At 46.1% G+C, this 25,836-nt stretch carries 20 protein-coding genes; 10 read left to right on the top strand and 10 right to left on the bottom strand.

All coding sequences use genetic code 11. The features are described from left to right. Nucleotides 1-131: 131 nt before the first annotated feature. Nucleotides 132-605: a hypothetical protein gene (locus DYD21_RS03520; protein ID WP_147303483.1), complete on the bottom strand. Its 474-nt coding sequence runs from the start codon at nucleotides 603-605 to the stop codon at nucleotides 132-134. Between the two features lie 186 nt (nucleotides 606-791). On the opposite strand from DYD21_RS03520, the gene DYD21_RS03515 reads away from it, so the two are divergent. From DYD21_RS03515 to DYD21_RS03500, 4 genes are all read left to right on the top strand, one after another. After that, nucleotides 792-2,351 carry a Na+/H+ antiporter NhaC family protein gene (locus tag DYD21_RS03515; RefSeq protein ID WP_116032445.1) on the top strand — a complete coding sequence of 520 codons (1,560 nt, stop codon included), beginning with the start codon at nucleotides 792-794 and terminating at the stop codon, nucleotides 2,349-2,351. Nucleotides 2,352-2,951: 600 nt separating this feature from the next. Beyond that, nucleotides 2,952-4,976, top strand: a complete 2,025-nt coding sequence (locus DYD21_RS03510; RefSeq protein WP_116032442.1) for a heavy metal translocating P-type ATPase — start codon at nucleotides 2,952-2,954, stop codon at nucleotides 4,974-4,976. Nucleotides 4,977-5,213: 237 nt separating this feature from the next. Next, a complete protein-coding gene (locus DYD21_RS03505; protein ID WP_116032439.1) occupies nucleotides 5,214-5,600 on the top strand; it encodes a DUF302 domain-containing protein in 387 nt (128 codons plus the stop codon). Between the two features lie 112 nt (nucleotides 5,601-5,712). Next, nucleotides 5,713-6,180: a hypothetical protein gene (locus tag DYD21_RS03500; RefSeq protein ID WP_116032437.1), complete on the top strand. Its 468-nt coding sequence runs from the start codon at nucleotides 5,713-5,715 to the stop codon at nucleotides 6,178-6,180. A gap of 55 nt (nucleotides 6,181-6,235) precedes the next feature. Here the strand turns inward: DYD21_RS03500 and DYD21_RS03495 are convergent, their stop codons facing one another. After that, nucleotides 6,236-7,483 (bottom strand): PP2C family protein-serine/threonine phosphatase, encoded by a 1,248-nt coding sequence (locus DYD21_RS03495; RefSeq protein WP_116032433.1) that lies wholly within the window; start codon nucleotides 7,481-7,483, stop codon nucleotides 6,236-6,238. Between the two features lie 272 nt (nucleotides 7,484-7,755). Here DYD21_RS03495 and DYD21_RS03490 point away from each other — a divergent pair, with 272 nt between their 5' ends. From DYD21_RS03490 to DYD21_RS03470, 5 genes are all read left to right on the top strand, one after another. Continuing rightward, the gene (locus DYD21_RS03490) at nucleotides 7,756-8,886 is read left to right on the top strand and encodes a metal-dependent hydrolase (protein ID WP_116032429.1); all 1,131 of its coding nucleotides are present in this window, start codon (nucleotides 7,756-7,758) and stop codon (nucleotides 8,884-8,886) included. Nucleotides 8,887-9,220: 334 nt separating this feature from the next. Then, entirely contained in the window at nucleotides 9,221-10,072 is an 852-nt protein-coding gene (locus DYD21_RS03485; protein ID WP_116032424.1) for a restriction endonuclease, read from the top strand. Next, nucleotides 10,069-11,445, top strand: coding sequence for an MBL fold metallo-hydrolase RNA specificity domain-containing protein (locus DYD21_RS03480; RefSeq protein WP_116032420.1), 1,377 nt, complete (start codon nucleotides 10,069-10,071; stop codon nucleotides 11,443-11,445). The genes DYD21_RS03485 and DYD21_RS03480 overlap by 4 nt, the downstream gene beginning before the upstream one ends. Before the next feature lie 106 nt (nucleotides 11,446-11,551). Continuing rightward, the gene (locus tag DYD21_RS03475; RefSeq protein ID WP_116032417.1) at nucleotides 11,552-11,983 is read left to right on the top strand and encodes a MauE/DoxX family redox-associated membrane protein; all 432 of its coding nucleotides are present in this window, start codon (nucleotides 11,552-11,554) and stop codon (nucleotides 11,981-11,983) included. Between the two features lie 278 nt (nucleotides 11,984-12,261). Then, complete coding sequence (locus DYD21_RS03470) at nucleotides 12,262-12,846, top strand: FISUMP domain-containing protein (protein WP_116032414.1); 585 nt, start codon at nucleotides 12,262-12,264, stop codon at nucleotides 12,844-12,846. A gap of 24 nt (nucleotides 12,847-12,870) precedes the next feature. Here DYD21_RS03470 and DYD21_RS03465 read toward each other — a convergent pair whose 3' ends face one another. Together DYD21_RS03465 and DYD21_RS03460 are read right to left on the bottom strand one after the other, a co-directional pair. Then, complete coding sequence (locus DYD21_RS03465) at nucleotides 12,871-14,184, bottom strand: RNase J family beta-CASP ribonuclease (protein WP_116032410.1); 1,314 nt, start codon at nucleotides 14,182-14,184, stop codon at nucleotides 12,871-12,873. Between the two features lie 86 nt (nucleotides 14,185-14,270). Continuing rightward, nucleotides 14,271-14,474 (bottom strand): dodecin family protein, encoded by a 204-nt coding sequence (locus DYD21_RS03460; RefSeq protein ID WP_116032407.1) that lies wholly within the window; start codon nucleotides 14,472-14,474, stop codon nucleotides 14,271-14,273. A 588-nt stretch (nucleotides 14,475-15,062) separates the two neighbouring features. On the opposite strand from DYD21_RS03460, the gene DYD21_RS03455 reads away from it, so the two are divergent. Next, the gene (locus DYD21_RS03455) at nucleotides 15,063-15,569 is read left to right on the top strand and encodes a DUF411 domain-containing protein (RefSeq protein ID WP_116032403.1); all 507 of its coding nucleotides are present in this window, start codon (nucleotides 15,063-15,065) and stop codon (nucleotides 15,567-15,569) included. A gap of 33 nt (nucleotides 15,570-15,602) precedes the next feature. Here the strand turns inward: DYD21_RS03455 and DYD21_RS03450 are convergent, their stop codons facing one another. The 6 genes from DYD21_RS03450 to DYD21_RS03425 form a co-directional block, all read right to left on the bottom strand. Then, nucleotides 15,603-16,967 (bottom strand): NAD-dependent succinate-semialdehyde dehydrogenase, encoded by a 1,365-nt coding sequence (locus tag DYD21_RS03450; RefSeq protein WP_116032400.1) that lies wholly within the window; start codon nucleotides 16,965-16,967, stop codon nucleotides 15,603-15,605. A 458-nt stretch (nucleotides 16,968-17,425) separates the two neighbouring features. Next, on the bottom strand, nucleotides 17,426-18,415 hold the full coding sequence (locus DYD21_RS03445; protein ID WP_116032396.1) for a C45 family autoproteolytic acyltransferase/hydolase: 990 nt from the start codon (nucleotides 18,413-18,415) through the stop codon (nucleotides 17,426-17,428). A 103-nt stretch (nucleotides 18,416-18,518) separates the two neighbouring features. Then, a complete protein-coding gene (locus tag DYD21_RS03440) occupies nucleotides 18,519-20,006 on the bottom strand; it encodes a biotin carboxylase (protein ID WP_116032392.1) in 1,488 nt (495 codons plus the stop codon). Between the two features lie 181 nt (nucleotides 20,007-20,187). Next, complete coding sequence (locus tag DYD21_RS03435) at nucleotides 20,188-22,926, bottom strand: aminotransferase class I/II-fold pyridoxal phosphate-dependent enzyme (protein WP_116032389.1); 2,739 nt, start codon at nucleotides 22,924-22,926, stop codon at nucleotides 20,188-20,190. Nucleotides 22,927-23,293: 367 nt separating this feature from the next. Further along, nucleotides 23,294-24,235 (bottom strand): carbon-nitrogen hydrolase family protein, encoded by a 942-nt coding sequence (locus DYD21_RS03430; protein ID WP_116032386.1) that lies wholly within the window; start codon nucleotides 24,233-24,235, stop codon nucleotides 23,294-23,296. Continuing rightward, complete coding sequence (locus tag DYD21_RS03425) at nucleotides 24,232-25,551, bottom strand: aspartate aminotransferase family protein (protein WP_116032382.1); 1,320 nt, start codon at nucleotides 25,549-25,551, stop codon at nucleotides 24,232-24,234. The genes DYD21_RS03430 and DYD21_RS03425 overlap by 4 nt, the downstream gene beginning before the upstream one ends. Between the last annotated feature and the right edge of the window lie 285 nt (nucleotides 25,552-25,836).

Genomic DNA, 25,836 nt, shown 5'->3' with positions numbered 1-25,836 from the left:
ACCGGTGAAAGTGGTTTGATAACCGGCCGTCAGAAAGAGGTACGAAGTGATTTCCAGATCGGATTGGATTTTTTATTTTTTATTTTTAATTGATGACGGGATCTGAATTGTTCATCAAGAGGATATGCTGATTAATTGTTCATACGTATATTACCGCGCATTCCGGGGTGAAAGGAGCAGATATAATCATTCAGTACTGAAGCAAGATCCGGCGATAGTGTAAATGTGATGGCATTTCCATTCATTTCAAGGTCAATCTCGTCGATATCATCAAAAAGTCCTGAAGAATTGCTTTGACCGAATAGTTTTTCGTCATCATTATTTCTGAAATCGAGAGGATGCCTGGATGCATCAGCCATATTTTCAAATGTAAACCGATCCCCCACACGAAGTTCAATTTCAGCGTTTTCTTTCTGTAGATTTGCATTTGCACCGGACCCGTCAATCCCAATAAAAACAAAAGCCGATGCGCCCATATTTTCCATTGTGATGGTTGTTTCGCGAACGGGTTCAGAAGATTCTGATGAGCTGGTAGTATCAGAACAGGATACGATCATTGCGATGAAAAACAGGCAGGGTAGTTTGAGTTTATTTTGTAATGACATACGTCGTTTGAATTTTTTGCGGTTAAATTAGACTCTGCTCATTCATACGATGTAAATCTCCCCGCGGATTGGATCGGGCGATATTTTTAAAAATTATTCTCTGCCCGATCCACTTCACGTCCGTACTTTGATTAATTGCCACAACTCGTATCTTCCACGAAATCAAATTATAAGACATCGGTTTACATGAACGAACAGTCCGGCTACATCTCCAGAACTTTCGGTGATCCCAAAACCCGCAGAAAAATTTACTTTGGCGGATTTTTAGCTCTCGTGATTGCGGGAATCTACTTTGCCGGAGATTTTCCCCAGCGGGATGATCACTACGGCATCTGGAGTATCATGCCTCCGCTGGTGGCCATTGTGCTTGCATTCTGGACGCGAGAGGTGGTGAGTGCACTCTTTATCGGGATTTGTCTGGGCGGAGTGATTGCCGGCAACGTTAATGTGGTAGAAGCTTTTTTGATCCCCTCGATCGGAACCGAAAGTTTTGCGATGATTTTGCTGGTCTACCTCTGGGCACTCGGCGGGTTGATCGGGATATGGACCCGAACAGGTGGTGCTGAGAAGTTTGCAGCATGGGCCAGTAACCTGATTGTAAGCGGACCGAAATCAGCGAAATTTTTTACCTGGATGATGGGGCTAATCTTTCACCAGGGCGGCACCATCAGTACCGTGCTGACCGGCGCTACCGTTCGCCCGGTTGCAGACAAACACAATGTTTCTCACGAAGAGCTGGCCTACATGGTTGACTCCACGGCGTCACCGGCTGCTACGATTATCCCGTTTAACGTATGGCCTTTTTATGTGGGCGGGCTGGTGATCGGCACACTGCCGCTTTTTGAAACGCAACTTGATGGCGTTGCTTTTTTCATTTCCGCCATCCTGTTCAATTTTTACGCGATCTTCGCCATTCTCATCACGCTCTTTTTTGCGTGGGAATGGCTTCCCTGGGTGCCGGGCAAAAAAATGCGGGCAGCCATGAAACGTTCCCGCGAGACCGGTAAGCTCGACCGCGATGGCGCGACACCGATGGCAGCCGACGAGCTGACACAGAACAAAGTGCCAAAAGACTACAATCCCGGGCTCATCGATTTCTTCGGGCCGATCGGCACGCTGCTTGGCGTAGCCATCATCCCGTATGTTTATACCTATGTTATTCTTGGACAGACAGATAGCCCCACACTGCTAATCGCTGAAGCATTTGTTCTTGCCGTTCTTGCAGGGCTGGGAATTGCCATAGCCAAGGGAATGAGGCTCCAGGAGGCGATCGACGGGTTTATTGACGGCTGTAAAGGAGTTACCATCGGGGCGATTATACTGGCTCTTGCCGTATCGCTGAAAGAGGTAGCCGATGCGGTGGGGACGGCCGCTTACGTGGTAGATCTTGTAGGTGATGTGGTAGCTCCGATGGCGCTGCCAGGTATTTTGATGGTTTTATGTATGATTATAGCATTCTCCACCGGGACTTCCTGGGGGACGTACGCCGTGGTCTTTCCCGTAGCTGTTCCGCTGGCCTGGGCCGTGGTTCCCGATCCGTTTTTCCTTACACTCTGCTTCTCAGCCACAATTGGTGGCGCTGTTTTTGGGGATCAGTGCTCGCCCATTTCCGATACCACCATCCTCAGCTCCCTGGCCACCGGCTGCGACCTGATGGATCACGTCACCACCCAGTTTCCCCTTGCCATCCTGGCCGGAGTTCTGGCGATGATCAGTTATGCTTTAATGGTAATTGTTTTTGTATAGAGAATTGTCTGAATGGGAAAATCCAGTGTCAAGTCAATTTTGATTTGTCGGGTTAATGAAATACCCTCATCCGCTGACTTCGCGTCATTGGATGAGTTGATAGGGGTAAGAAATTATTCTATAACCTGAGTTCGATTAAAAAATGGCAAAATCAGTCCAACAAGGGCGTTAGTTAAACTAATTCGTCAACAATTATGTCATGCCGGACTTAGATCCGGCATCTCCTGCCTTTGTTAAGGACAGCAGATCACGCATCAAGTGCGAGATGACGCCCTTGTTGGACTGAATTTATAATATCCGTCATATTTAAGAATCGAACTCAGGTTCTATAAGATTATGCACTGGATAATGTAAAGTCAGGGCAACTCACCGGATGAAGCGAATTCATCCGGTGAGTTTTTTTATAACGTTCAGACTGACATGTAAATCTGTTTTCTTTTCATTTTGCGTGATGTATGTGAGTAATTCTTTTTGATTGATAATGTCAATTGATTCTTCGGGGATCCAAAAATTCTACACAAAAAGCGATAGATGCGATAACGCCAAAGTTGATGTATTCCATTAAGTTAAGGCATAACCTGAAAATCAGAGGATTGAGCCATGGAAAATCACAATCATCACGACCACAGCCACGACGAACATCACAATCATGAGGAGCACTCCGGCCACTCCCATCATGAACATCACAAAATGATGGTAGAAGATTTTAAATGGCGGTTCTGGTGGGTGCTCGGGCTGACGATCCCTATTCTTGCGCTTTCGCCAATGATCCAGGAGTTCCTGAATGTGGAGTGGCGCTTCACCGGCGACACCTGGATCCTTGCCGCCCTCTCCTCCGTTGTCTATTTCTTTGGCGGATGGCCGTTTCTCTCCGGGCTGATTGATGAGCTGAAAAAGAAGCAGCCGGGCATGATGACACTGATCGCCCTGGCCATTACCGTTGCTTATGTATACAGCACGGCTGTGGTGTTCGGGTTCGACGGACACCTGCTCTACTGGGAGCTCTCCACACTGGTCGGCATTATGCTGCTGGGCCACTGGGTGGAGATGCGTTCGGTGATGAGCGCCTCCGCCGCATTGGAAAAATTGGCTGAACTGCTGCCCGGCAAGGCGCACAGGGTTAATGAGGACGGCTCAACGGAAGAAGTTCCGCTTGAAGACCTTCAAAAAGGGGACAAAGTGCTCATCAAACCGGGGGAGAAAATTCCGGCTGATGGGGTGGTCGTCAAAGGCGAATCAAGCGTAAACGAGGCGATGCTGACCGGTGAATCGAAACCGGTGTCCAAATCCACAGATGATGAAGTGATCGGCGGGGCGGTGAATGGCGAGGGATCACTCACGATCGAGATCAATAAGACCGGGGATGACTCCTTCCTCTCACAGGTGATGAATCTTGTCCGTCAGGCGCAGGATAGCAAATCGAAAACCCAGGATCTGGCCAACCGCGCCGCATTCTGGCTCACGATCGTTGCCCTGACAGCCGGTGCCCTTACGTTTATGGCCTGGTCTCTGTTCACCGGGCAGGATCTCAGCTTCACCATGAACCGGACGGTAACGGTGATGATCATCGCCTGTCCACACGCCCTCGGGCTGGCTATTCCACTCGTGGTGTCGGTCTCCACCAGCCTGGCTGCAACCAATGGCTTTTTGATCCGCAACCGCGTGGCCTTTGAGCAGGCCCGCAAACTGCAGGCGGTTATTTTTGATAAGACCGGAACCCTCACCGAAGGAACGTTCACCGTAACCGATATTCTGAACTTTAACGATAAGTTTAGTGATGATGAAATCTTGAAGTACGCTGCCTCACTCGAAACCAACTCCGAGCACCCGATCGCGAAAGGCATTCTGGAGAAAGCAGGAGAAGGCGTTCAGGAGCCGGATGAATTCAACTCCATTACCGGGAAAGGAATCGAAGGAAAAGTGGATGGCAAAGCGGTGAAGGTGGTTAGCCCCGGATTTGTACGCGAAAACGACTTCGACTATCCGAAAGAGCAAGTAGAGGATATCTCCTCTCAGGGAAAAACCGTGGTGTTTGTGGTGGTTGATGATGAACTATGCGGTGCGATTGCACTGGGAGATAAAATTCGTGAAACCTCCAGAAACGCCATCAAGAAACTTCACGAGATGGGACTCGAGGTGGTGATGCTGACAGGCGACAATCAGCAGACCGCCGAATATGTAGCCAAAGAACTGGATATCGATCAGGTGTTTGCCGAAGTGCTGCCCGATGAAAAGGCCGACAAAGTGAAAGAGGTGCAGGGCCAGGGCAAACTGGTTGCAATGACTGGCGACGGCGTAAATGACGCCCCCGCACTGGCACAGGCTGATATTGGAATCGCCATCGGCGCGGGATCGGATGTAGCCGTCGAAACCGGTGATGTAGTGTTGGTAAAAAACAATCCGGAAGATGTGGTGAACCTGATCAAGCTCTCCAAAGCCACTTACAGCAAGATGGTGCAGAACCTCGCCTGGGCAACCGGCTACAACGTGATAGCGATTCCGCTGGCTGCCGGTGTGTTGTACACCTGGGGCGTAATTCTGAGTCCGGCCGTTGGAGCGGTACTGATGTCGGCCAGTACGGTGATAGTGGCGATTAACGCACGGCTGTTGAAGATGGGGGATTGAACAACCTCCTCGTCCGGAGCACGGCCTGTGCCGACCGGATCTGTAGGGTGAGAAATATTATTAGAATAAACTGAATCAGGCCGAATCAGTGATATGTGTAATATTTTAAAGTAAATGTGTTCCTCATCTTTTCAAAAGAAAGGGCACCTTTATTAGCTGCGCAGTACCCGCAATAGATTCTCAACCCGTGTTCAATTCTTAATTATAACGGGTATAACCAAGTAAAAAAACGAAATTATGAATTACTACATTTCAACCATTTATCAAGGTACTTTCGATGAAGCGATCGAAAAAGCAACTGCTGAACTGAAAAAAGAAGGGTTCGGAATTCTGACTGAAATCGACGTAAAAGAAACTCTGAAGAAAAAACTGGATGTCGATTTTAAAAAGTACAGAATTCTCGGAGCGTGTAATCCCGGCATGGCCTATCAGGCGCTGCAAAAAGAGGACAAAATCGGAGCAATGCTGCCGTGCAACGTTATCGTGGAAGAGCATGATGATGGTACGGTTGAAGTTTCTGCGGTTGATCCCAGCGCCTCCATGCAGGCCGTTGACAATAAGGAATTGACAGAGATTGCGACTCAGGTTCGCGACCTGCTTAAAAAAGTGATTAATAACATCTGAAAATTCTGTTCATGTGAAAAAGTCTTTTCACTATTCTTTTACACAGTCTGCGCGAAGTGGACTTTAATGAATTTATTATACCATTACATCAATCAATAACAGGAGAAATACTATGAAAAAGACAGTGCTGTTTATGCTACTACTGAGCCTCCCTTTTATTCTTGCACAGTGTAATCACTCGCAGGATGAAGAACGCGACCACATGATGGATAATCAACAAGTGGGTCAGATGATGAATAATCCGGAGCAGCGTCAGGCAATGACGACTCAAATGATGCAGAATCGTGAACACCGGCAGGAGATGATGAGGCAAATGGCGGAAGATACAGAAATGCGTCACGAGTTTATGAACCAAATGCACTCATCCATGATGAACGAGAATCACGACATGATGCTCGACCGGGTGGAGACGATGATGAATGATCCGGAACAAAGAGAACAGATGAAAACTCATATGCAGCAAATGCTGGCCATGATGGAAAACGAAGAATTTGACCGCGAACAGATGCGTGTAATGATGGAACAATCCCCTGTGATGGGAAAGCAAATGAATTGCATGCAGATGATGCGTGACATGTAGATTAAATCTAAAACCTGACTGTGTTTTTAGTTACTTGCTCTGCATAAATCAATCTTCAGCCCTCTGAAATTTGTATATACACCATGGTTAAATCATCATGCTGAGGTTCACTGCCGGCAAATTGATTAACCTTTGAACGGATGAATGCTATCGCTTCTTCAGCAGATTTAATCTCTTCTGTTTCAGAAAAGGTATCACGAAGACGGGGATCGCCAAATTGCTCCCGGTGTTGGTTCATCGCTTCGTTAATGCCGTCGGTGTAAATCAAGAGACGGTCTCCCGGCTTCAACTGAATGGATTCGCTGGTGTAATTTACCTGACTCGTAATCCCAACCGGCAGGCGGGGACCCTCCGCTTTCAGTTCAGTGATTGTACCGTCACGCAAAAGAAGCGGGGGTAATTGACCGGCATTTGTGAAGGTGAACTGCATTTTCTTCATATTCAGAATCCCGAAGAGAAGGGCTGTAAACATTCTGCGATCGCTTTTTTTGTAGAGAGGCACATTAATCCGGGTGAGCATTTCGTCCGACTTAAGTCCCCGTGCCGCCTCGGCATGCAGCATCCCGCTGACCATGACCGCCGTCATAGCCGCTTTCATCCCCTTTCCGCTTACATCCGCTACAGTGAAGCCGAGTTCGTGATGACTTCCGTTTTCAGGAAAATAGTCGAAGTAATCACCGCCAACCTCAGTGGCCGGCAGGCAGATCCCTGCGATGTCAATTCCGGAAATGATAGGTGCTATTGATGGCATGATTCCCATCTGCATTTCACGGGCAGTTTCCAGCTCTCCGCGCAGCCGCTCCCGCTCGAGGTGTATTCGGTAACTCTCTTTCAGGTTTAAACGCATTGTGTAATATGAGACTGCGAAAATGCCAATAATCCCGATGGCGACAAAAGTTCCCAGCCAATAGATCAAAGAGTCGGAAACAGTAAACTGGATGCTTTGATCGGGAAACAGTAAGCTATGTGCATAATCCGCGAACCACTGCATATTAAACAAGCCTAACGAAAATCCAATGAATGCGAAAACAAGGCCGGTTGCTTCCTGTATGATTCGGTTTGCTGATTTGATGCGCTTCCAAAACAACATTCGGAAAACGGCTATCAGGACAAGAATATGTAAAAAGACAAAATAGCTGTAGGCAAGATGAACGATCAGAAGGTTGAGGCTGCTGCCCGGCTCTTCAGGATAAGGCTGTTGGTAAAAAAACCAGTTGATCAGCGCAAGACCGGTGGCGATCAGCAGCCATATCATCAGCTCTTTGAAAAGTGGTGTTTCTTTTTTTGGAAACGGTTGGCTCATGTGCCGTTTTTTGGTGGTGAATTAGGTCTTAGCAGATTAAAAATGGAGCTTGAGTTACATGCCTGCGAAATAATAACCCGAACTTACACAAATCGACATGGATAACACAGATATTTGATTCTCTCCTGAGCTGAATACAGTTCTAATTTTTTTAAAACCGACTTCTATTGGTATCATCCGTCTGTTCTTTATAATAAGGTTATACAGGCAATCAGATGCTACTCTCTATTTTCCTGATATTCATTTAATCAACATCGTCAATATCTGCATTCATGGACCCACTTGCGCATACACTTTTTGGTGCTACGATGGCCGAAGCCGGACTCAAGCGAAAAACTGCGCTTGCAACGGCCACATTAATTATTGGGGCGAACATTCCTGATATCGATGCCTTAGCGATGTTTGTCAGTGAAGATTATGCTCTGTGGTTTCGCAGGGGATGGACCCACGGAATCCTGGCCCTGATGATCTGGCCCTTTCTATTGACCGGTATCATGATTGGTATTGATCGCTTAATCGGAATGCGAATGCGACGAAAAAACCGCATGCGAGAAGGTCCGCAAATGCGCCCTTTAAAGCTTCTGGGTATTGCATTTCTCGGCGTTTGGAGTCACCCGCTTCTGGATTTGCTAAACACGTATGGCGTACGCCTGCTCATGCCTTTCAGTGGTACATGGTTCTACGGTGATACCCTCTTTATCATTGACCCGTGGTTCTGGCTGCTTGCGGGTGCAGGTGTGGTTCTGGCGAGATCAGAATCGTGGTTTGGCATCAGCGGATGGATTCTGCTTGGCACGGCTGTTACGGCCCTGATTACCACAGCTGAAGTGGTTCCATTTTTCCTGAAAGGGATCTGGCTGATTGGCCTCTCCGCAATTATCATTCTCCGCTGGTCGGGCCGGCATCGGGGAGCCACACAGCCCATTGCATTTACGCTTCTGGCGCTATTGTTGTTTTACATTGCTTTCATGATTGCCGGGTCGAAAATGACCGCCTCACACGCCCGTGCCCAGCTAAACGAAGACGGGGCAGACATCAAACAGGTGATGGCAAACCCGCTTCCGGCACGCGCCCTTCTCCGGACAGGAGTTGCGGCTTCGGATACCCATTATTTCAGGTTTAGAATGAACTGGCTGCGTCCGGAGAGTTTTGAACGTATCGGTGATCCGATTTCCATTGAGGCACCTGACTCAATTGTGGAAGCGGCCCTGAACTCACCTGATGTCCGCGGGTTTCGCAACTGGATGCGTTTTCCGGCCTATGAGGTGGAGCAGTTAGATGACGGATGGAAAGTAATTGTCCGCGATCTTCGCTATGTTCAACCCGATCAGGAAATGGCGGTGGGCATTGGTATGACTGTTGTTGAACTGGATGATGAGTTAGTTGTGCGAACTGTACGATAGGGATCATTCCAATTACGGAAAGTAGTTTCTTTTTTATTGCGAAGCCGTTGTTCCATATGCCGATTGTTGTCATTTCACTAAGGCCGTGTCATTGATGTATCGACGGGAATATTTGGCGCAAATCTTCACCGGATGAATTCACTTCATCCGGTGAATTGTCCGGCCCTTACATTATCCATTACATAAGCTGACAGAGTAATATTTTGCCCAATCCACTCAGCCGATGACGTGAAGTCAGCGGATGAGACTATTTCCTTCACCCGACAAATCAAAATTGACTTGACACTAATTATTTCTCTTTATTTGGATAATCCTTCACCAAACACATTCGTTTATGCCTCAAATTCATGTAACCAAAGCATCCGGCGAACAGGAACTGTTTGATGAATCCAAACTTCGTAAATCTCTTAAAGGCGCCGGTGCATCCGATGATCTGATTGATATGATCACAAAATCGGTAAGTAATCATTTGTTTGAAGGTATCAGTACACGGAAAATCTACCGTGAAGCATTCCGGCAACTCAGAGCCGAATCACAGCGCGTAGCAGGCCGCTATAAACTAAAAGAGGCCATCCTGGAACTGGGCCCGACCGGCTTCCCTTTTGAATGCTTTGTGGCTGAAATACTCAACAGGATTGGGTATAAAACAGAAGTGGGCGTAAAAGTTCAGGGCGATTGTGTTACCCACGAAATTGATGTGATAGCTATAAAGGACGATCACTACTACATGGTGGAGTGCAAATTCCACAACAAGAAGGAGAACAGCTGTAACGTTCAAGTTCCATTGTATATACAATCGAGATTTCTTGATGTAAAAAATAACTGGACCCGGCAGCCGGGTCACGCCGGGAAAAAGCATACAGGTTATGTGGTCACAAACACTCGGTTCACACAAGACGCCCTCGATTATGGAAAATGCATCGGGTTAAATCTTTTAAGTTGGGATTATCCAAAAGATAATGGACTCAAGGATGTTATTGGCCGGCTAAATCTGCACCCGATCACATGCCTCTCTACGCTCACCAAAACTGATAAAGAACAGCTAACGGAAAAAGGGATTGTACTTACAGTACAGCTTTATGAAAACAAGAATGCACTGAAAGAGATCGGTATCGACCAGCGTAAGGCAAATCGGGTCATAAAAGAAGCCCGGGCAATCTGCAAATCCCATTCCAACAATTCATGAGTTTTTCAGCAAACATCCATTTCCTCGGTGCTTCCGGAACGGTTACCGGTTCCAAATACCTGCTTGAACTGCCTAACAAAAAAATCCTGATCGACTGCGGTATGTTTCAGGGCATTAAAGAGCTTCGCGAGCTGAACTGGCAGCAGCTTCCGGTGAATGCTGCCGACATCGACATCGTGCTGCTGACACACGGGCACGCAGATCACATCGGCTTTCTTCCACGTCTGGTAAACATGGGTTTCAGAGGACCGGTTTGGGTTACTGCGCCTACGCTGAACATTGCTGAAATCATCCTGCACGACAGCGCCAAAATTCAGGAGGAGGATGCTGAACGGGCCAACAAAGATGGCTTTACAAAACACAAACCGGCCAAACCTCTGTATAATCTTCTTGATGTGGAGAAGACACTTCCCCTGTTCCGGCCAAAACCGGAAGGTGAATGGATTACAATTGATGACCAAATCAACATCAGGTTTCAATATAGCGGCCACATAATTGGTGCCACATTTATTGAGCTTGAGATATCAGGTAAGCGAATTGTTTTTTCGGGTGATGTGGGCAGATCTGCTGACCCGCTGCTGTTTGATCCCAAAAAACCGGACAAAGCAGATGTTCTTGTCTTGGAAAGCACCTACGGTGATCGGCTCCATTCAGAAAACAGTGTTTCTGAAAAACTACTGAGTATCATTGAAGAAACGGTTCGAAAAAACGGCACACTAATCATTCCAAGCTTTGCTGTGGAGCGGGCCCAGCTGTTGATTTACCTGATATGGCGGCTACACAAAGAAGGAAAGCTTCCCGGTTCACTTCCCGTTATACTAGATAGTCCGATGGGGATTGATGCCTATTCTGTGTTCAGAAAATATCACGACTGGCATAAACTGGATGAAGATACCTGCATGGAGATCTCCCGCAGGATTCATATGGTACAATCCTACCGCGAAACCTGGGAGATCATTGAAAACCCGGAGCCGAAAATCATCATCGCCGGAAGCGGTATGGTAACCGGCGGACGTGTACTCAGCTATCTGAAAGTCTATCTCAAAAAACAGGAGACCACAGTGCTGCTTGCGGGTTACCAGGCAGAGGGAACACGGGGACGACAACTTCTGGATGGAGCTAAAGAGATTAAATTTTTTGGAAAGATGCATCGTGTGAATGCGAAGATTGAAATGCTTCAGGGCCTCTCGGGCCACGCTGATCAGCAGGAGTTGACAGAATGGGTATCAGGGCTCAAAAACAGACCGCAGGCCGTCTACCTGGTACACGGTGAACAGGAAGCTCGCCGTGCTTTAAAAACCATACTCACGAATACGTACGGCTGGGATGTAAAGACTCCCAACCTTTTTGAAATTGAAGAATTAGAAGTCTGATTATTGGAGGTTCGGGATTTGTGACGATAATTAACATCTTTTTTTTATTACATTTACTACGTTTATCTGGCAACAAAGAACAACCCAACCAAAGTTCTAAACTTTTATGAAACTTACTCAACCAGATTCTGCCACAACTCTTGACCGCCGAATGGGATTTGCCATCCTCCGTTTTGTTCTCGGTATTAATATGCTGGGACGAAGCCTGGTTCGGCTCCCCGAAATCAATGAATTTGCTTCCGGAATGGCAGACGGTTTTGCCGACACCTTTCTGCCCGGTCCGTTCGTCTACATCTTCGGGTTTGTGGTTGTACTGACTGAACTGGTTATTGGCGTTCTCCTTGTCCTCGGCTGGAAAACCCGCTGGGCGCTGCTTACGATGGGAATTTTGCTGGCATCCCTTACCTTTGGTCAGCTTCTTCAGCAGAGTTACGGCACCGTTGCCAATATCCTTCTCTACGTGATCGCCGTAGGCTTTTTGCTCTTTAACACCCGTTACGACTACTTCGGTATCGACAGGGGATTTTCCGTGAAATAGAGAGGCTGCTTTTTAGTGTATGTAATAGGCGGGAAAATACCCGGGACTTGCTTTTTATCAAATCTCATGTAGATTTTATAGAGAACAAAGGCTGCTGTCGTGTCAACCGATTATTCCGGATAAATGTTTGATTTCCCGGATCCCAGGGGGCAGAATGATAAAGCCTTTAATGAGTAAAGGGGCCGCGTGGCTATGAATCACATTAGAACTTCATTTCCACAAGGCACGCCGCCCATCCATAATAAAAGACAATTGAGCGCTGACTCAACACAGTTTCTATGGAAAAGATTAAATCAACACTGGTATTTTCTATTCTCTTTATGGCAGTTATAAACATCTCATGCAGTAAGGATGATGAGATGACTGCTTTTACTGATGAAAGAGATGGTAAAACATACCAACTTTTCGAATATGGGAATCAGGTCTGGATGGGAGAAAATCTGAATTTCGCATCCGATGGTAGCTGGAGCTATGAAAACAGCTCTGCACATGCGGATGAATTTGGCAGGTTGTACAACTGGAATTCAGCAGTTAATTCTTGTCCCAATGGCTGGCGCTTACCTACTCACCAGGAAAACTCTACGATGGTTGATAACCTTGGTGGAATTGAACATGCAGGGGCTGCACTTAAATCAAGCGAACATTTAGGACTGGCATTAGGCGGTTACAGATCAACAGAAGAATCCTTTGAGGAGGTGGGGAACGTGGGTGTGTATTGGTCAGGGACAGAAACAGAAATGGATGAAACTGCAGGTCCGGCGGAATCAGCCTGGAACCTGGCTATTTATAACATGAGTGATGAAACCCGGCAGCGGCGGGTCCAAAAAGATTATGGTTTTAACGTACGGTGTATTCAAGATTAGATTTGGAAGCTGATTCTTACCTCACTAAAACTCAAGAACGTTTCCGTTTTCACATATAAAGAGATTTTGATTTAAAATGTACCCCTCTTCCTGCGCAATTGTGGCGTGCTCAGCAAGCTTCTGGATATCTCCGTGAGCAGGTATCATGATCTCCGGCTTAAGTGTCTGTATTAGAAGACGCAGATCCTCACGGTGCCCGTGGCCTGATGCGTGAATATCCATGTGCAGCGTTACCTTTTTGTTTTTCAAGTTACGTTCCAGCCTGTACCGATCAGCCATGTTAATCAGCGTTGGAATGGTTGAGGTAGAGAACACAACATGGTCTCCGGCCTGAAGACGAAACTCATAACGATCATTTGAAAGTTTTTCGAGAACAGACCGGCTTTCTCCCTGATTGCCGGTACACACAATCAGCCAATTTTCCCTGTTTTCGGTAATTTTCTCAAACAGATCATTCACCTCATCGCGATAGCTGGCCATTTTAACATTCTTTAAATCTATATACCCGAGATCGCGGGCGGGCAGAGTGTAATCTTTTAATGACCGGCCAATAAAGGCAACCTTCCGCCGTCCGGCATTTGCCTCCAGAATACTTTTAAGCCGTTCGATGTGAGATGAAAACGTAGTAACCACAACGGCTGACTGCTCCCCATAGATTTGATCGAGTGTATAGGACAGCTGCTCTTTTACAGCCGATTCGGTGGAGCTTGTCCCCTGATCACCTGCACGGGTGGAATCTCCAATCAAAACTTTTACACCCTCGCTGCCAAGTTCATTCAGACGGTCAAAGTCAACTGTCTCGCCCAAAACAGGTTTTCTGTCGATCCGGAAATCGAGACCGTATGCAACTCGTCCCTCCGGTGTATGGAGAATAGTTAGCATGGTATCGGGAATTGAATGGGTTACTTTCACAAACTCAATGGCAAAGTTCGAGGTAAGATTGTGAATGTTTCCCGGCATCAGCACAACTCTTTCGTTTTTTACACCCTTGTCGTCCTGCCTGATCTGTTCTTCCACGATCTTCATTGTATAGGGTGAGGCAAAAATCGGGCAATTATACGAGCCGGCCATTTTAGCTACGGCGCCAACATGATCGAGGTGGCCATGGCCAATAATAATCCCTTTTACTTTCTCGCGCTGTTGGTAAATCTCTTTATCATTGGGTATTACTCCGGAGTGGATCAAATTTTTCGTAGCGGATGATTCAGCCTCGCTTTCCATGTCAATCAGCTCTTCCATATCGTATCCCATATCGAGGATGACGATTTCATCCCTGACCTCAATGGCGGTCATGTTTTTTCCAACTTCGTTGTACCCTCCAATTGTATATATCTTCATAAAATCTCTTTTTAAATTAAAAAGCCCGGTGAGAACTCACCGAGCCTGGAAATTTTAAAGCTTTCTATTTAGATGAAGAACACAAATCATTTGCTCACTTTAAATGAAACTTTTGCATTCACACCATACGATACGATTTTGTTATTTTCTACATTTGCATTCATCTCTTTAATGTAGATCGATTCGATATTATTTACCGATTTTGACGCCTCTTTAAGGACATTATTTGTCGCATCGTCAAAACTTTTCTCTGAACTTGCTATCACTTCTATTACTTTTGTAATTGCCATTTTAGCTCCCGTTTGATTATTAATGATTAGTTTAGTTTACCTTAACGGTTCTGTCTTGTTTTTCATTCAACAACCTTTTATATAGGAATGATTATAAATTGTTTCTTTAATTGAAGAGGGCTTTGCAAAACTGTGCTTTCGTCAAATTTCGGCGTTATCGTGGAATCGAAATCCTCACGTATTGTACATACGCTCCGGTTCCGATTCCACTCTGGTCTTGAACTATGATAAAATCCCTGGTTTTGCAAAGCCCTTTTGAATCTTGTATAGGATTGTCGAAAATTTCTCTGAAATAGATAAAAGTGGGATACTCCAAAACCTAACATACACTCCTCATAAGCCAAAAAGTTATGGGGGTATGAAAACAGAATCAGCACCCATTTCTTTTCACGTACACTGTATTTTAAGCTTCACTTCTAATGAGTACTATGTTGAAATACAATTTTCAGTTTTAAGATGTATATGATGTATACGAAGAATTGATTCTAAAGCGTTTCGTTGTTTTAAAAGACATTTCTTTTTTCAGGAATTCACATAAATCTAACGAATTCCCCTTATTTTGATGAATTAACCCAATTCAATGAGATTATGAAAAACAAGTCATTTTATATATTTGCCGCTGCATTAATTTTGGTCAGCTTTGTATTCTGGAGCTACATGTTTTCCGGTGATACGAATAGTTCGCAGGATACGGAAACAATTGAAACGGAATTATATGACGGTGAAATTACACTCACCATGTACCATGGGGAGGGATGCATGTGCTGCGTGCGCTGGGCAGATTACCTTGAGAAAAACGGGGTGACTGTGAAAGATGAACTGCTTGATGACCCGCACAGCATAAAAAACGAGATGAATATTCCCCCGAGGCTCCGATCATGCCACACTGCAATTGTTGACGGCTACGTGGTTGAAGGCCACGTTCCGGTGGAAGATATCCGGCGAATGCTCGCTGAACGGCCAGATGCGATCGGTATTTCAGCGCCAGGGATGCCGGCAAATGCTCCCGGAATGGATCAGCCCGTGGATCGCGAATACCAGGTGATTTTATTTGATGATGCGGAAAATATGAGTGTTTATGCCGTTCACAACTGATACAATCCGCATTCCTGGATTACATGAAATGGGTTATTTGTTTGATTTGATATAAACCGTCTTCTTATTCACAAACTCGTGAATGCCTTCGCGGGAGAGTTCCCGGCCATATCCCGATTTGCCGGTGCCTCCGAACGGCAGTCGCGGATCGGATTTGACCAGTTCATTGATAAAAAATGCGCCGTCAGGTGCCCTTCCGATATGCCTGCGGGCGTTTTCGATATCTGATGTAAAGAGGGATACCCCCAGGCCGTACTGGGAATTCGCCGCCAGTTCCAATGCTTCATCCTCATCTTCGGCGCGGATAATAGCGGCGACCGGGCCGAAGGTTTCTTCATCAAACGCCGGCATACCCGGCTTTACACCGGTCAGTACCGTAGGCTCATAGAAAGCATTCTCCTGATTTCCGCCGGTTTCAATTTTTGCTCCCTGGTCAACTGACTTTTGAACCTGTTTATGAACCTCATCCGCCAGGTCTTTCCGTGCAAGCGGTCCGATTTCTGTGGAATCATCTGTCGGTTCTCCTTTTTTGATATCCTTCACGCCATCAATAAAAGCGGGCAGAAATTTGTCGTACGCATCACCCACCAGGATGAATCTTTTAGCCGCGATGCAGCTCTGTCCGCTGTTCATCATCCGGGCTTTGATGCCGGTTTTTACGGCCTGATCCATATCTGCATCTTCCAGAACGATAAAAGCGTTGCTGCCGCCAAGTTCCAGAACTGATTTCTTCAGGTACTTCCCGGCAAGCGCACCCACTGATTTACCGGCCCGCTCACTTCCGGTGAGTGTCAACGCTTTTACAATATCGTTTGAAATAATGCTCTCTGATTTATCGTGATGGATAAACAGGTTTTGAAAAACGCCATCCGGAAAACCGGCTTCCAGGAGTATCTCTTCAATATGCGTGGCGCATCCAAATACGTTAGAGGCATGTTTCAGCAGAGCAGTATTTCCTGCGGCAAGAGTTGGCGCGGCGAAACGGAACACCTGCCAGTAAGGGAAATTCCACGGCATTATAGCCAGTACGGTTCCAATAGGATCGTGACTGACAAAACTCTCCGAAGCATCCGTTTTAATAATCTCATCGGCCAAAAAACGTTCAGCGTTTTCAGCATAAAACTCGCACACCCAAGCACATTTCTCTATCTCTCCTTTTGCCTCGCTGATCGGTTTGCCCATTTCCAGGGTCATGGTTTCAGCATATGTATCCACATTGTTTCTGAGTACGCCCGCGGCATTAACCAGCAGCTTGCATCGCTCTTTAATCGGGACTTCTCTCCAGGTTTCAAACGCTACCTTCGACTTCTCAAGAATCGCATTTACTTCCTTTTCAGTATGCTCTTTGTAGGTTGCTATTTCTTTGCCGTTGTGGGGATTGGTGCTTTTGAATTCCATGGCGTGTATTTGGGTTTAAATGGTTGAGTTAGTTTTCTTGGTCTTTCGCTGCTTTCTGAGGGATTCAAAGGATGGACTCTTTTGTATGAGCCAAGTCCAAAGATTTTAGTCGCTGCTGATGGACATCCCCCTCATTCTCGCCCCAATAGTCGGGACTGGAAAAACATCAGCTGGTGCGGGATAAAAGAGATGCCCTTTTCTAAAGGCTGTGAGAAAATAAATCAACAAGTATTTAAAAAACTCCTTCTATTTGGCCACGAAGTCACGATGACACGAAGAATCACGAAGGTTAGTAATTTGATCTTTTTATACTTCGTGTACCCTCGTGGCTTTGCGTCTTCGTGGTAAAAATAAATGGCCGATATCTTTGATTAAGTATTTCCTCACACCCTCTCGAGAGGGGACTTTTATCATCAAATTTACATTTTCAACTTCAAGCAAAAATAGTAACCGAAATATCAATAAATCAAAGATTCGGCCTGTTTGGTTATTTGAACAGTAATCTGCTGTTCGTTAAACTCTTCAAATTTTTGATTGAGCTCTTTTCCTTTCCAAAACAGTTTCGCTTCGCCAGTCTCAGGAAACCAGGCTGCACTGTATAACGTACCGAACGATTTTTTAACATCAAACTGGTGCAGTGGCGGCTGTAAAAACTTTCTGCAAATGGAGTCCAGGTCCATCTTTTTATCATTCAAATACTCTTCCGCAGCCTTTTGCCGTTCAATGGTTTGGGTTTGCCTGGCATATTCGGGCCACTCAATATCTTCCTGGTGATTGGTGCACGCCTGCTTTGTGATCAGGCCTGGTTTACGGTCGGGACCCAGGAAAAGAGTTGCATATTCACCATTACGGTCCATAAGCATAACATTATAGGCCATATGAACCGGGATTCGTTCCAATACTCTTATTGCGTCTTCAACATTTTCACAAGTTTCGAGCAGGTAGCGAATCACCAGCGGAATACCAAAACCCTCACCGACTACATTTCGCCCGCCAAAGTTCAATGATGCGCACAGTCCGCTGCCGTTCATTCCATCCAGCAGACCCCAGTTGCAATCACCGACGCCCATCACCGGCTGCAGCCAGTTGCTTTTCAGCATCACGCCTTCAAACCATTTTGGGTTGTAGTCGTAATTTCGGATTAGCGCCGGCGTGTTTTTGGTCCATGCTACTTGTGTGCAGCCGCTCATAAAAGCGGGAGGATTCCACATAGAGAGATACCGGGAGGTCACGTCGCCGCCACCTGCAAGCTCACAGATCTGATCGTACATCAGCGACAATTCCGGCATATACTCGTCCAGCGCATTTTTGCAGCTCAGATATCCCGGCCTGGAGGTAAATCCCTCCTGAAGATACCATGCCCGGTAATAGGGCCAGGTTCTGTTAAACACCTTCGCCCACTTTTTGCCGGGTTTATCTTCGTCAATACATTTGATCTTAATTAACATAGTACTGCTGTATGATTTGATCGTAATCTACAAACAATTGATGGATATCTATTTAATAAAAACCCTCCAAGGGTTTCAGACCCTTGGAGGATTAGGGAAGAACCTACATCATTTTAAACCCGGCAATCTCAGCGATTTTCTCCTTTTCAGCTTCTGTACTCGCCGGTTCCGTGGTTTTATATTGATCCTGTATGGCCGTGATCCAGCTCTTGGCCCGTTTGGTGAGTTTGAAATCATCGGTCATCAGACGGCCTCTCATTACCAGGATTCCCACATCAGCTCCTTCGTAGAGATAATCTCCTTCCCCTGTAATTCGAAGAAAAAATGCCTCATTTTCTTTTTCAACGGCGCGGCGGTGAGTGTCCATTCGGTCATATTTAATTGTGCCGTCTTTCTGCTTCTTCCAGATACCGGATGGCGGTGCTTCCGTAATATATTCCACCGTATCTTCGGTGTGCTTAATTACAAGCTGGCTCCAGTCATCGATATTTTCAGGCTGTGCCCATCTTTTGTTGATTGATTTTACATTCAGCTCGTACGGGGTATCCATCCATTCCAGGAGGTGAAAGAGGAAAAGAGGGGCATCTGCCAGAGCAAAAACAGCGTGGTTGGTTATGGAGCTGGCCCCGGTTATCCTTGGGTTCAGCTCTCCGAGATAGACCTCCCCGTTATCCTGATCAATCAAAAAGTCGAGCTCAAAATATCCTTTGTAGCCTTCTTCGCGGAGTTGGTTGCCAAAAAGCCGTGTATATTCACGGGCTTTCTGGCGAATCTCGCGGGTAAAAACGTTAGCGTGAATTTCGTTGCCGCACCAGCCGCCTTTGTAGGGAGTCAGTTCCGGAAAGCCTACCAGCTCTGTCATTAATGGTGCCACAATCGTACCGTGCCGTGTAACGCAAGCCTCAATTGCGGCTCCCCGGCAGTTAATCCGCTTCATGATTTTCACCTCTTTTTCCCTGATGATCTCATCTTCGTGTTTCTTAAACTCTTCTTCATTGGAGATAAAAAAGGTGGTGTGTCCGGAATCGCCAAATGGAGTTTGAATAACGAGGTCATTCCCCAGTTTTTTTGAAACTTCCCGCATGTGATCGTAATTCTTGACACTCGATAGCACATACGGTACACAGGCAACACCGGCTCTTTCGGCAATCCGGTTGGTGTTCACTTTGTTGTCCATAAATGTCCGCATTTTTGCAGGTGGAAAGCAGACTTCCAGGCCGTTCTTTTTGGCCAGCTTTTCCGTTTTTTCATCAAACATCAAAAACATTGCCTTTCCCGCTTTTCCATTCTGCTTTCGGCTTTTGATATAATCCACAACCTCCTTATGCTCAAGAAGGTAATTGTTGATATCCTCAATACTTTCGAACTCTTCGTGAGGTACCTCTTCATCCGGAGAAAACACATTGGGATGCTGCCCGTCGAAACACTCAATGTAGCAGATGAACTTGAAACTCTTAATCCACTCATCAGCGCCGAGCAGATTGAAATTTGTGGCGCTGATAAAATAGACGGGCATTTCGTTTCGGTGAAAAAATCGTCGAATATCTGATAAGCCTTTTAGTGTCTTTATTTCTTTTTTTGAGTCTTTCATGGTCACGTCTTTATTGAGTTGAGAGTTTTACCGGCGGTTTGCTACTCACCTCCTGTCGCCCTCTCTATTGGGATAGAGAGGGGGGACTCTTTAAAGAGTTCAGGAGATATTGGCTGGTATATCAATTTTTAAAAATTGGGGTTAAAGTCCCCCTTCAAAGGGGGACACTCTTTAAAAATATTCATGCCTTTTCACCCGACATTCTTTCAGCGCGGGCAGGAATTTCTTCCTGATAATTAAGAATTTTTTCAGTGAACACTTTCAATCCGAGTTCCGGACGGTATCCGTGAATCTCTTTTACATCCAGGGCAAGCAGGAATTTGATAATCTCCTTACTGATCACCTGGCCGGGAACCAGAACCGGGAATCCCGGGGGATAGGGAATCACAAAAGTTGTTGAAACCAGTTCCCTGCCACCTTCTATAACATTTAAACACTCTTTGAGGGGAATATATTCACAATTGTCAGATTTATATGAAAGAAAATAGGCCTGGCGGATATCTCCACCCGGCACGCCCGGGACGGCCTGGAATGAGGAATGAAACCAGCTGAAATCGGGAAGCGGCGGCACATCTTCCATAAGCGATTTAATCCGTTTTTGCAGAATCTCCGTCTCTTTCTTATTCAGGGCCGGGTACTCCTCATCCAGTTTTTCAGCAATCTGCAGCAGGGTATTCACCAGGTAGGCCACGCTTCCGCGCGTGGTACCGATACTGGTCATAAACAAAATGGAGTTCCGGGACGTTTTATTAATCTGAATATTATACTGGTCCATCAGATATTCATTCTTGAAAGTATCTCCGTCTATTCCGGAGAGGCCAACCGCAAGCGTGATTTTTGTGGGATCCAGCACAAATTCATCGTGCTCCCACGCATCCTCCATTCGGTTCCAGCCGTGATCATCCGTGTAATATTCATCCAGACCCGACTTCCGATACTGATCGGGGATAAAATCCCGGACGGTCAGCACGCGAAAATATTTATGAAGCAGCGGATGATCATGTATTTTGGCGCGTATCGACATTGCCAGCTCAATACTTTTTTCAACCATCTCGTATCCTTCAAACTGTACCTGCCGCCTTCCTGCATCCATCGATGCCAGGATCTGGTAGTTGGGTGAGGTGGATGTGTGGGTCATGTAGGCTTCCTGGAAGCTGTCGGACACCAGACGCCTGTATTCTTCGTCCCAGATATGGATCATGGAACCCTGGCGAAAGCTCGACAGTGTTTTATGAGTACTTTGAGTGGAATATACACGAATCTTTACCTTGTCCGGATCGGGTATCGAAGGCAGCTCACCATCAGACAGAGATTCAATATGATTATTATACTTTTCGCGATATCCCTTTGACTGGTATTTTTGATACAGTTTGTTGGCAACAAACATCCCGGTGCGCTGCTTATAAGTATAGGTAAATCCGGCAAAAGCAAACCACGCTTCATCCCATAAAAAGATAATATCCGGTTTGATGGCAAGAACTTCCTCCATCACTCTTTCCACATTATAGACAAGGCCGTCAAATGTGCAGTTGGTCAGCAGCAGCATTTTTACTTTATCCAGCCTGCCGGCCTTTTTCAGTTCGAGCAGAGTATGTTTAATCTCTTCCAGCGGAACAGCGCCGTACATGCTGTATTTTTCAATGGGATAGGAATCCAGGTAGACCGGAAGAGCCCCGGCAAGTACCAGCCCGTAATGGTGTGATTTATGGCAGTCGCGGTCAATCAGCACCAGGTCTCCCGGTTCAACCAGCGCCTGCTGTACAATTTTGTTGGAGGTCGATGTGCCATTGGTTACAAAAAAGGTGCATTTGGATCCGTATGCCTTTGATGCCATCATTTGTGCTTCCTTCAGCGAACCGGTTGGCTGAAGGAGAGAGTCTAGCCCTCCGGTTGTGGAAGACGTTTCGGCCAGGCAGAGATTACGTCCGTAAAACTGACCGAAATCCCGGATCCATCGTGATTTGAAAACTGAATTTCCGCGGGAGATGGGCATCGCGTGGAAAACCCCAACCGGTTTTTGACTGTACTCCTTAAGAGCCGTGAAAAAGGGTGTTTTATATCGCTCACGGATTCCCCGAAGAATGGCCAGGTGCAGCTCCTGGATATCATCCTTTCGATAAAAGATCCTTCGGAAATTTTTCACAGTTGAATCTTTAAGCTGTAAAAGGGCAGTATCTGTCACATAGTAGATATCCAGCTCAGGGCGGAACTGCTTAATTATTTTGCCCAGAATCGGGCCCAGGTCCTCTTCAGAAAAAGTCGAAAAATCGAGGTCGTGAATATATCCCAGGAATGGTTTAAGGAGTGATTCAATATTATTTGAAGCGTATGGTGGAGCATACCGAATAACTACCGCCTGAATGTTGTAGTTTAACAGCAGGGCGATGAGCGCATCCTGAAATGAACGCTGCACAACCACATCGTATGAAAGATGTTCATCATCTTCACTAAGTTCAGCCATTTTGGATCTCATCGCCGTCTCTTCCTGGCGCGACAGATTATCCAGAAAAAGAACTTCAAAGTGATTCTTATTACCGCTTTTGCGCTTCTGATAAGAACTTTCGTTGCCGGAATTCTCATCCTCGGAATCGTCCTTAATCAGCCGGGGATTACTTCGATATGATTCGCTTACAAGCTGACGTACAATTTCGTTGACCCTTGCAGAGGCTGTATAAAATTCCTCGTTTTTAAGAAACTCCTGTAGTTTCACAACCCTTTTTTTCCCTGGAAAAGAGTAATACTGTTCAATAACGGCAAGGTCATCAAGAATTTCAGAAACGCTCTTGTTACTCTCTGAATCAATATCTTTGTTCTCCTCTTTCTGATAAAATTGAAGCTGAGTCCGAAGCTGGTTCCATAAATCAATTCGCAGTTGGATAACATTAAAATGATGAGTACTGCTCAGTTTAGTGGCTGTCATCGGCTTTGGATTTTTTTGGGTGGACGGGTTATAACAAGATGGTTACAGTTTTGTGTGTGGGTTTTAGGCTTTTAAAAAATTGTTGGTTCTTGATGGATTGTTTGAGGATTCGACATTTTGAAGTAAAAGAACATCCCCTCTTGAGAGGGGACAGATTTGAAAAAGAATCCGCCAACTGGCGGACTGTTTTGAGAATCAGGGGTGTTTTCCAGACGTTGTTTTGGCTTTCCAATTAGAGTTAGGCTTTTGGTCCCATCGAACACACCCCTCGTTTGACCCAATCACGACTTCGTCGTATCGAGTCTGTACATTTCCCCTTTCGAGAGGGGATGTCATTCTCCTCAAACAACTCCAAACAATTAACATCTTACACCTCATCACCCAAATTCCGCTTGTATTCCGTTCCGGATTCATGAGACTCCAGATTTTTTTCCTGCATTTTCAATTTTGCCAATTCATCCACGCGGTTCGGTTTAATAAGCGGGCCGAGTGAATCGAGGTAGGAACGATCCGCTCCTTCCTTGTAAATTGTAAAATCTCCTATGTGGTCCCGGAAGCTTTTTAGGGGCTGACCCAACCGCAACAGCCCCAGCTCACGGCTGCGCTTCACTTTTTCCATATTCACTTCAATGGGAATAAACTCCTCAGTGGAATCGGCCTGGTAAAGAATTCTCCCATCCGGTCCGCAAATGATGGAACGCCCGCTGCCTCCTGATTCCAGCCCGTTTATATCAAAAAAGTAACACTGGTTTGTGGCGGCTGATGCCCTGGCAATAGAGAGTTCAATTTCCCGGTCGATGGTGCCTGTAAGCGTGGGATGTAGAATCACCTCCGCGCCCATCACGGTAAGGGTGCGAACGGTTTCCGGAAACCACATATCGTAGCATATGGAAACACCAAATTTTCCTACATCCGGAACTTCGAACACACAAAATTCACTGCCCGGCTTAACACCCACCTCATACGGATAAAATGGAAACATTTTGCTGTACCGTGTGACCACCTCACCTTCAGGATTATAGACGGTAGCCGTGTTGTAAACATCATCTCCTCTTTTTTCAAAGATAGATCCGGGGAGGAGCCAGATACCGTGCTTTTTGGCCATTCTCTTCATTTCGAGCTCGAAAGGGCCATCAATTTCCTGAGCAGTATGAATAAGGGGGCCGTAGGCACAAAGTTCGCTGAATACCACCATCTCCACCCAGGGATAGAGATTCATCAGAATATCCAGCTTCACCTTCATCATTTCCACGTTCGACTGGGTAGCGAACACCTTCATTTGAACACCGGCAATTGCAAATGGTTTCATAATTCTATCCCGCAGGCTTTCAACGTTTCTTCTTCTAAGATGCTAAGTCCCTGATCGAGCTGTTCATCACTAATTACCAGCGGAGACAGAATTCGAAGCACATTTTTGTGTGTTCCCGCGCTTAGTAAAACGAGTCCGCGCTCTGCACAGGCTTTTACGATTTTACCCGTCAGCTCACCATCGGGTTGCCGGGGGTCTCCGTTTTTGACAAACTCAACGGCAAGAAAGGCGCCAAGCCCTCTCACGTCGCCAATCTGCGGACATTTTTCCTGTAGCTTTTTAAGCCTGTTCCGGGTGTATATGCCCACTTTAATGCCTTTTTTATTCAGGTCGATCTCTTCCATATAGGCAATGGTGGCAAGAGCGGCAGCGCAGCATACGGGGTTCCCGATGTAGGTTCCGCCGATGGTTCCGGGCGCAGCAGCATCCATCACGTCAGCTTTCCCCAGAATAGCGGCAATTGGCATCCCTGAACCTAATGATTTTGCATACGTGGAGATATCGGGTGTGACCCTGTAGTTCTGCCAGCTCGCCCAGTTCCCGGTTCGGCCAAATCCGCTCTGAACTTCATCAAAAATCAGCAAAATGCCATGGTCGTCGCAAAATTTTCGCAGTCCTTTCAGATACTTTTCAGGTGCAGGATTGATACCCCCTTCTCCCTGTATGGGCTCCATAATGATGGCAGCTACGTTAGCCGGGTCCACCATATTCCGCATGCTTTCGTGCAGACGCTTCAATTCCCACTCCACAAACTGATCCAAATCCCCTCTTTGGTTGTACCGGTAGTAGTTGGGAAATGGCAGGCGATATACTTCCGGAGCAAACGGGCCGCAATTCAGCTTATAATCAATCTTACTGGTCAGGGTCATCGCCATCATGGTCCGGCCGTGAAACGCACCGGTGTAACACACAACAGCCTGACGTTTCGTAGCCTGGCGCGCAATTTTAATGGCGTTTTCCACCGCCTCTGCACCTGTGCTTACAAGCATTGCTTTGGTCTCTTCCCCGTGCGGTAGAATTTCAGCCAGTTTTTCACAAAGCTCAATGTAGGGCTCATACGTAACCACATTAAAACTGGTGTGGATATACTTTGCCGCCTGATCCTGTATGGCCTTCACTACAGATTTCGGACAGTGACCGGCGTTTACCACCCCAATACCACCGGCAAAATCGATCCACTCCTTCCCGTCTGAATCTATAATTGTAGCCCCTTTGGCCGACTTCACTGTAGCAGTATTAAAAACTCCAACACCGTTGGCTACAATGGCTTTTCTCCGTTCAAGTAGTTTTTCAGATTTGCTTTTAAAAAATTTCATTCTTTATATGTAATAGTAAATTATTTAGTCGTATTGAGTTATATATCTTACATATTTTTGACTGATATGTAAAGAACAAACTAAGTTAAGCGATAATGTACGCTGAAAATCGATATTTATTATCAGGATCAGAATGAATATTTTTTTGGGTAAAGAAATCGTGTGTCACCAGCCCAATAAATAAATCAGCTTTATATCTTCTGCTGCGTAACTTCCTGGCAGCGTTGTATTTCGGGGATACATGTATACCGGTACTGATTAACCAGGAGTGGGCCACTCTTTATG

The organism is Rhodohalobacter sp. SW132 (genome assembly GCF_003390325.1).
In the GTDB taxonomy this organism is placed as follows: domain Bacteria; phylum Bacteroidota; class Rhodothermia; order Balneolales; family Balneolaceae; genus SW132.
This window is presented reverse-complemented; position numbering and strand designations above follow the sequence as displayed.

What these genes read in the sequence shown, in the direction of transcription:
- DYD21_RS03520 (WP_147303483.1), bottom strand. Translation starts at nt 605, where the DNA reads ATGTCATTACAAAATAAACTCAAACTACCCTGCCTGTTTTTCATCGCA.
- DYD21_RS03515 (WP_116032445.1), top strand. Translation starts at nt 792, where the DNA reads ATGAACGAACAGTCCGGCTACATCTCCAGAACTTTCGGTGATCCCAAA.
- DYD21_RS03510 (WP_116032442.1), top strand. Translation starts at nt 2,952, where the DNA reads ATGGAAAATCACAATCATCACGACCACAGCCACGACGAACATCACAAT.
- DYD21_RS03505 (WP_116032439.1), top strand. Translation starts at nt 5,214, where the DNA reads ATGAATTACTACATTTCAACCATTTATCAAGGTACTTTCGATGAAGCG.
- DYD21_RS03500 (WP_116032437.1), top strand. Translation starts at nt 5,713, where the DNA reads ATGAAAAAGACAGTGCTGTTTATGCTACTACTGAGCCTCCCTTTTATT.
- DYD21_RS03495 (WP_116032433.1), bottom strand. Translation starts at nt 7,483, where the DNA reads ATGAGCCAACCGTTTCCAAAAAAAGAAACACCACTTTTCAAAGAGCTG.
- DYD21_RS03490 (WP_116032429.1), top strand. Translation starts at nt 7,756, where the DNA reads ATGGACCCACTTGCGCATACACTTTTTGGTGCTACGATGGCCGAAGCC.
- DYD21_RS03485 (WP_116032424.1), top strand. Translation starts at nt 9,221, where the DNA reads ATGCCTCAAATTCATGTAACCAAAGCATCCGGCGAACAGGAACTGTTT.
- DYD21_RS03480 (WP_116032420.1), top strand. Translation starts at nt 10,069, where the DNA reads ATGAGTTTTTCAGCAAACATCCATTTCCTCGGTGCTTCCGGAACGGTT.
- DYD21_RS03475 (WP_116032417.1), top strand. Translation starts at nt 11,552, where the DNA reads ATGAAACTTACTCAACCAGATTCTGCCACAACTCTTGACCGCCGAATG.
- DYD21_RS03470 (WP_116032414.1), top strand. Translation starts at nt 12,262, where the DNA reads ATGGAAAAGATTAAATCAACACTGGTATTTTCTATTCTCTTTATGGCA.
- DYD21_RS03465 (WP_116032410.1), bottom strand. Translation starts at nt 14,184, where the DNA reads ATGAAGATATATACAATTGGAGGGTACAACGAAGTTGGAAAAAACATG.
- DYD21_RS03460 (WP_116032407.1), bottom strand. Translation starts at nt 14,474, where the DNA reads ATGGCAATTACAAAAGTAATAGAAGTGATAGCAAGTTCAGAGAAAAGT.
- DYD21_RS03455 (WP_116032403.1), top strand. Translation starts at nt 15,063, where the DNA reads ATGAAAAACAAGTCATTTTATATATTTGCCGCTGCATTAATTTTGGTC.
- DYD21_RS03450 (WP_116032400.1), bottom strand. Translation starts at nt 16,967, where the DNA reads ATGGAATTCAAAAGCACCAATCCCCACAACGGCAAAGAAATAGCAACC.
- DYD21_RS03445 (WP_116032396.1), bottom strand. Translation starts at nt 18,415, where the DNA reads ATGTTAATTAAGATCAAATGTATTGACGAAGATAAACCCGGCAAAAAG.
- DYD21_RS03440 (WP_116032392.1), bottom strand. Translation starts at nt 20,006, where the DNA reads ATGAAAGACTCAAAAAAAGAAATAAAGACACTAAAAGGCTTATCAGAT.
- DYD21_RS03435 (WP_116032389.1), bottom strand. Translation starts at nt 22,926, where the DNA reads ATGACAGCCACTAAACTGAGCAGTACTCATCATTTTAATGTTATCCAA.
- DYD21_RS03430 (WP_116032386.1), bottom strand. Translation starts at nt 24,235, where the DNA reads ATGAAACCATTTGCAATTGCCGGTGTTCAAATGAAGGTGTTCGCTACC.
- DYD21_RS03425 (WP_116032382.1), bottom strand. Translation starts at nt 25,551, where the DNA reads ATGAAATTTTTTAAAAGCAAATCTGAAAAACTACTTGAACGGAGAAAA.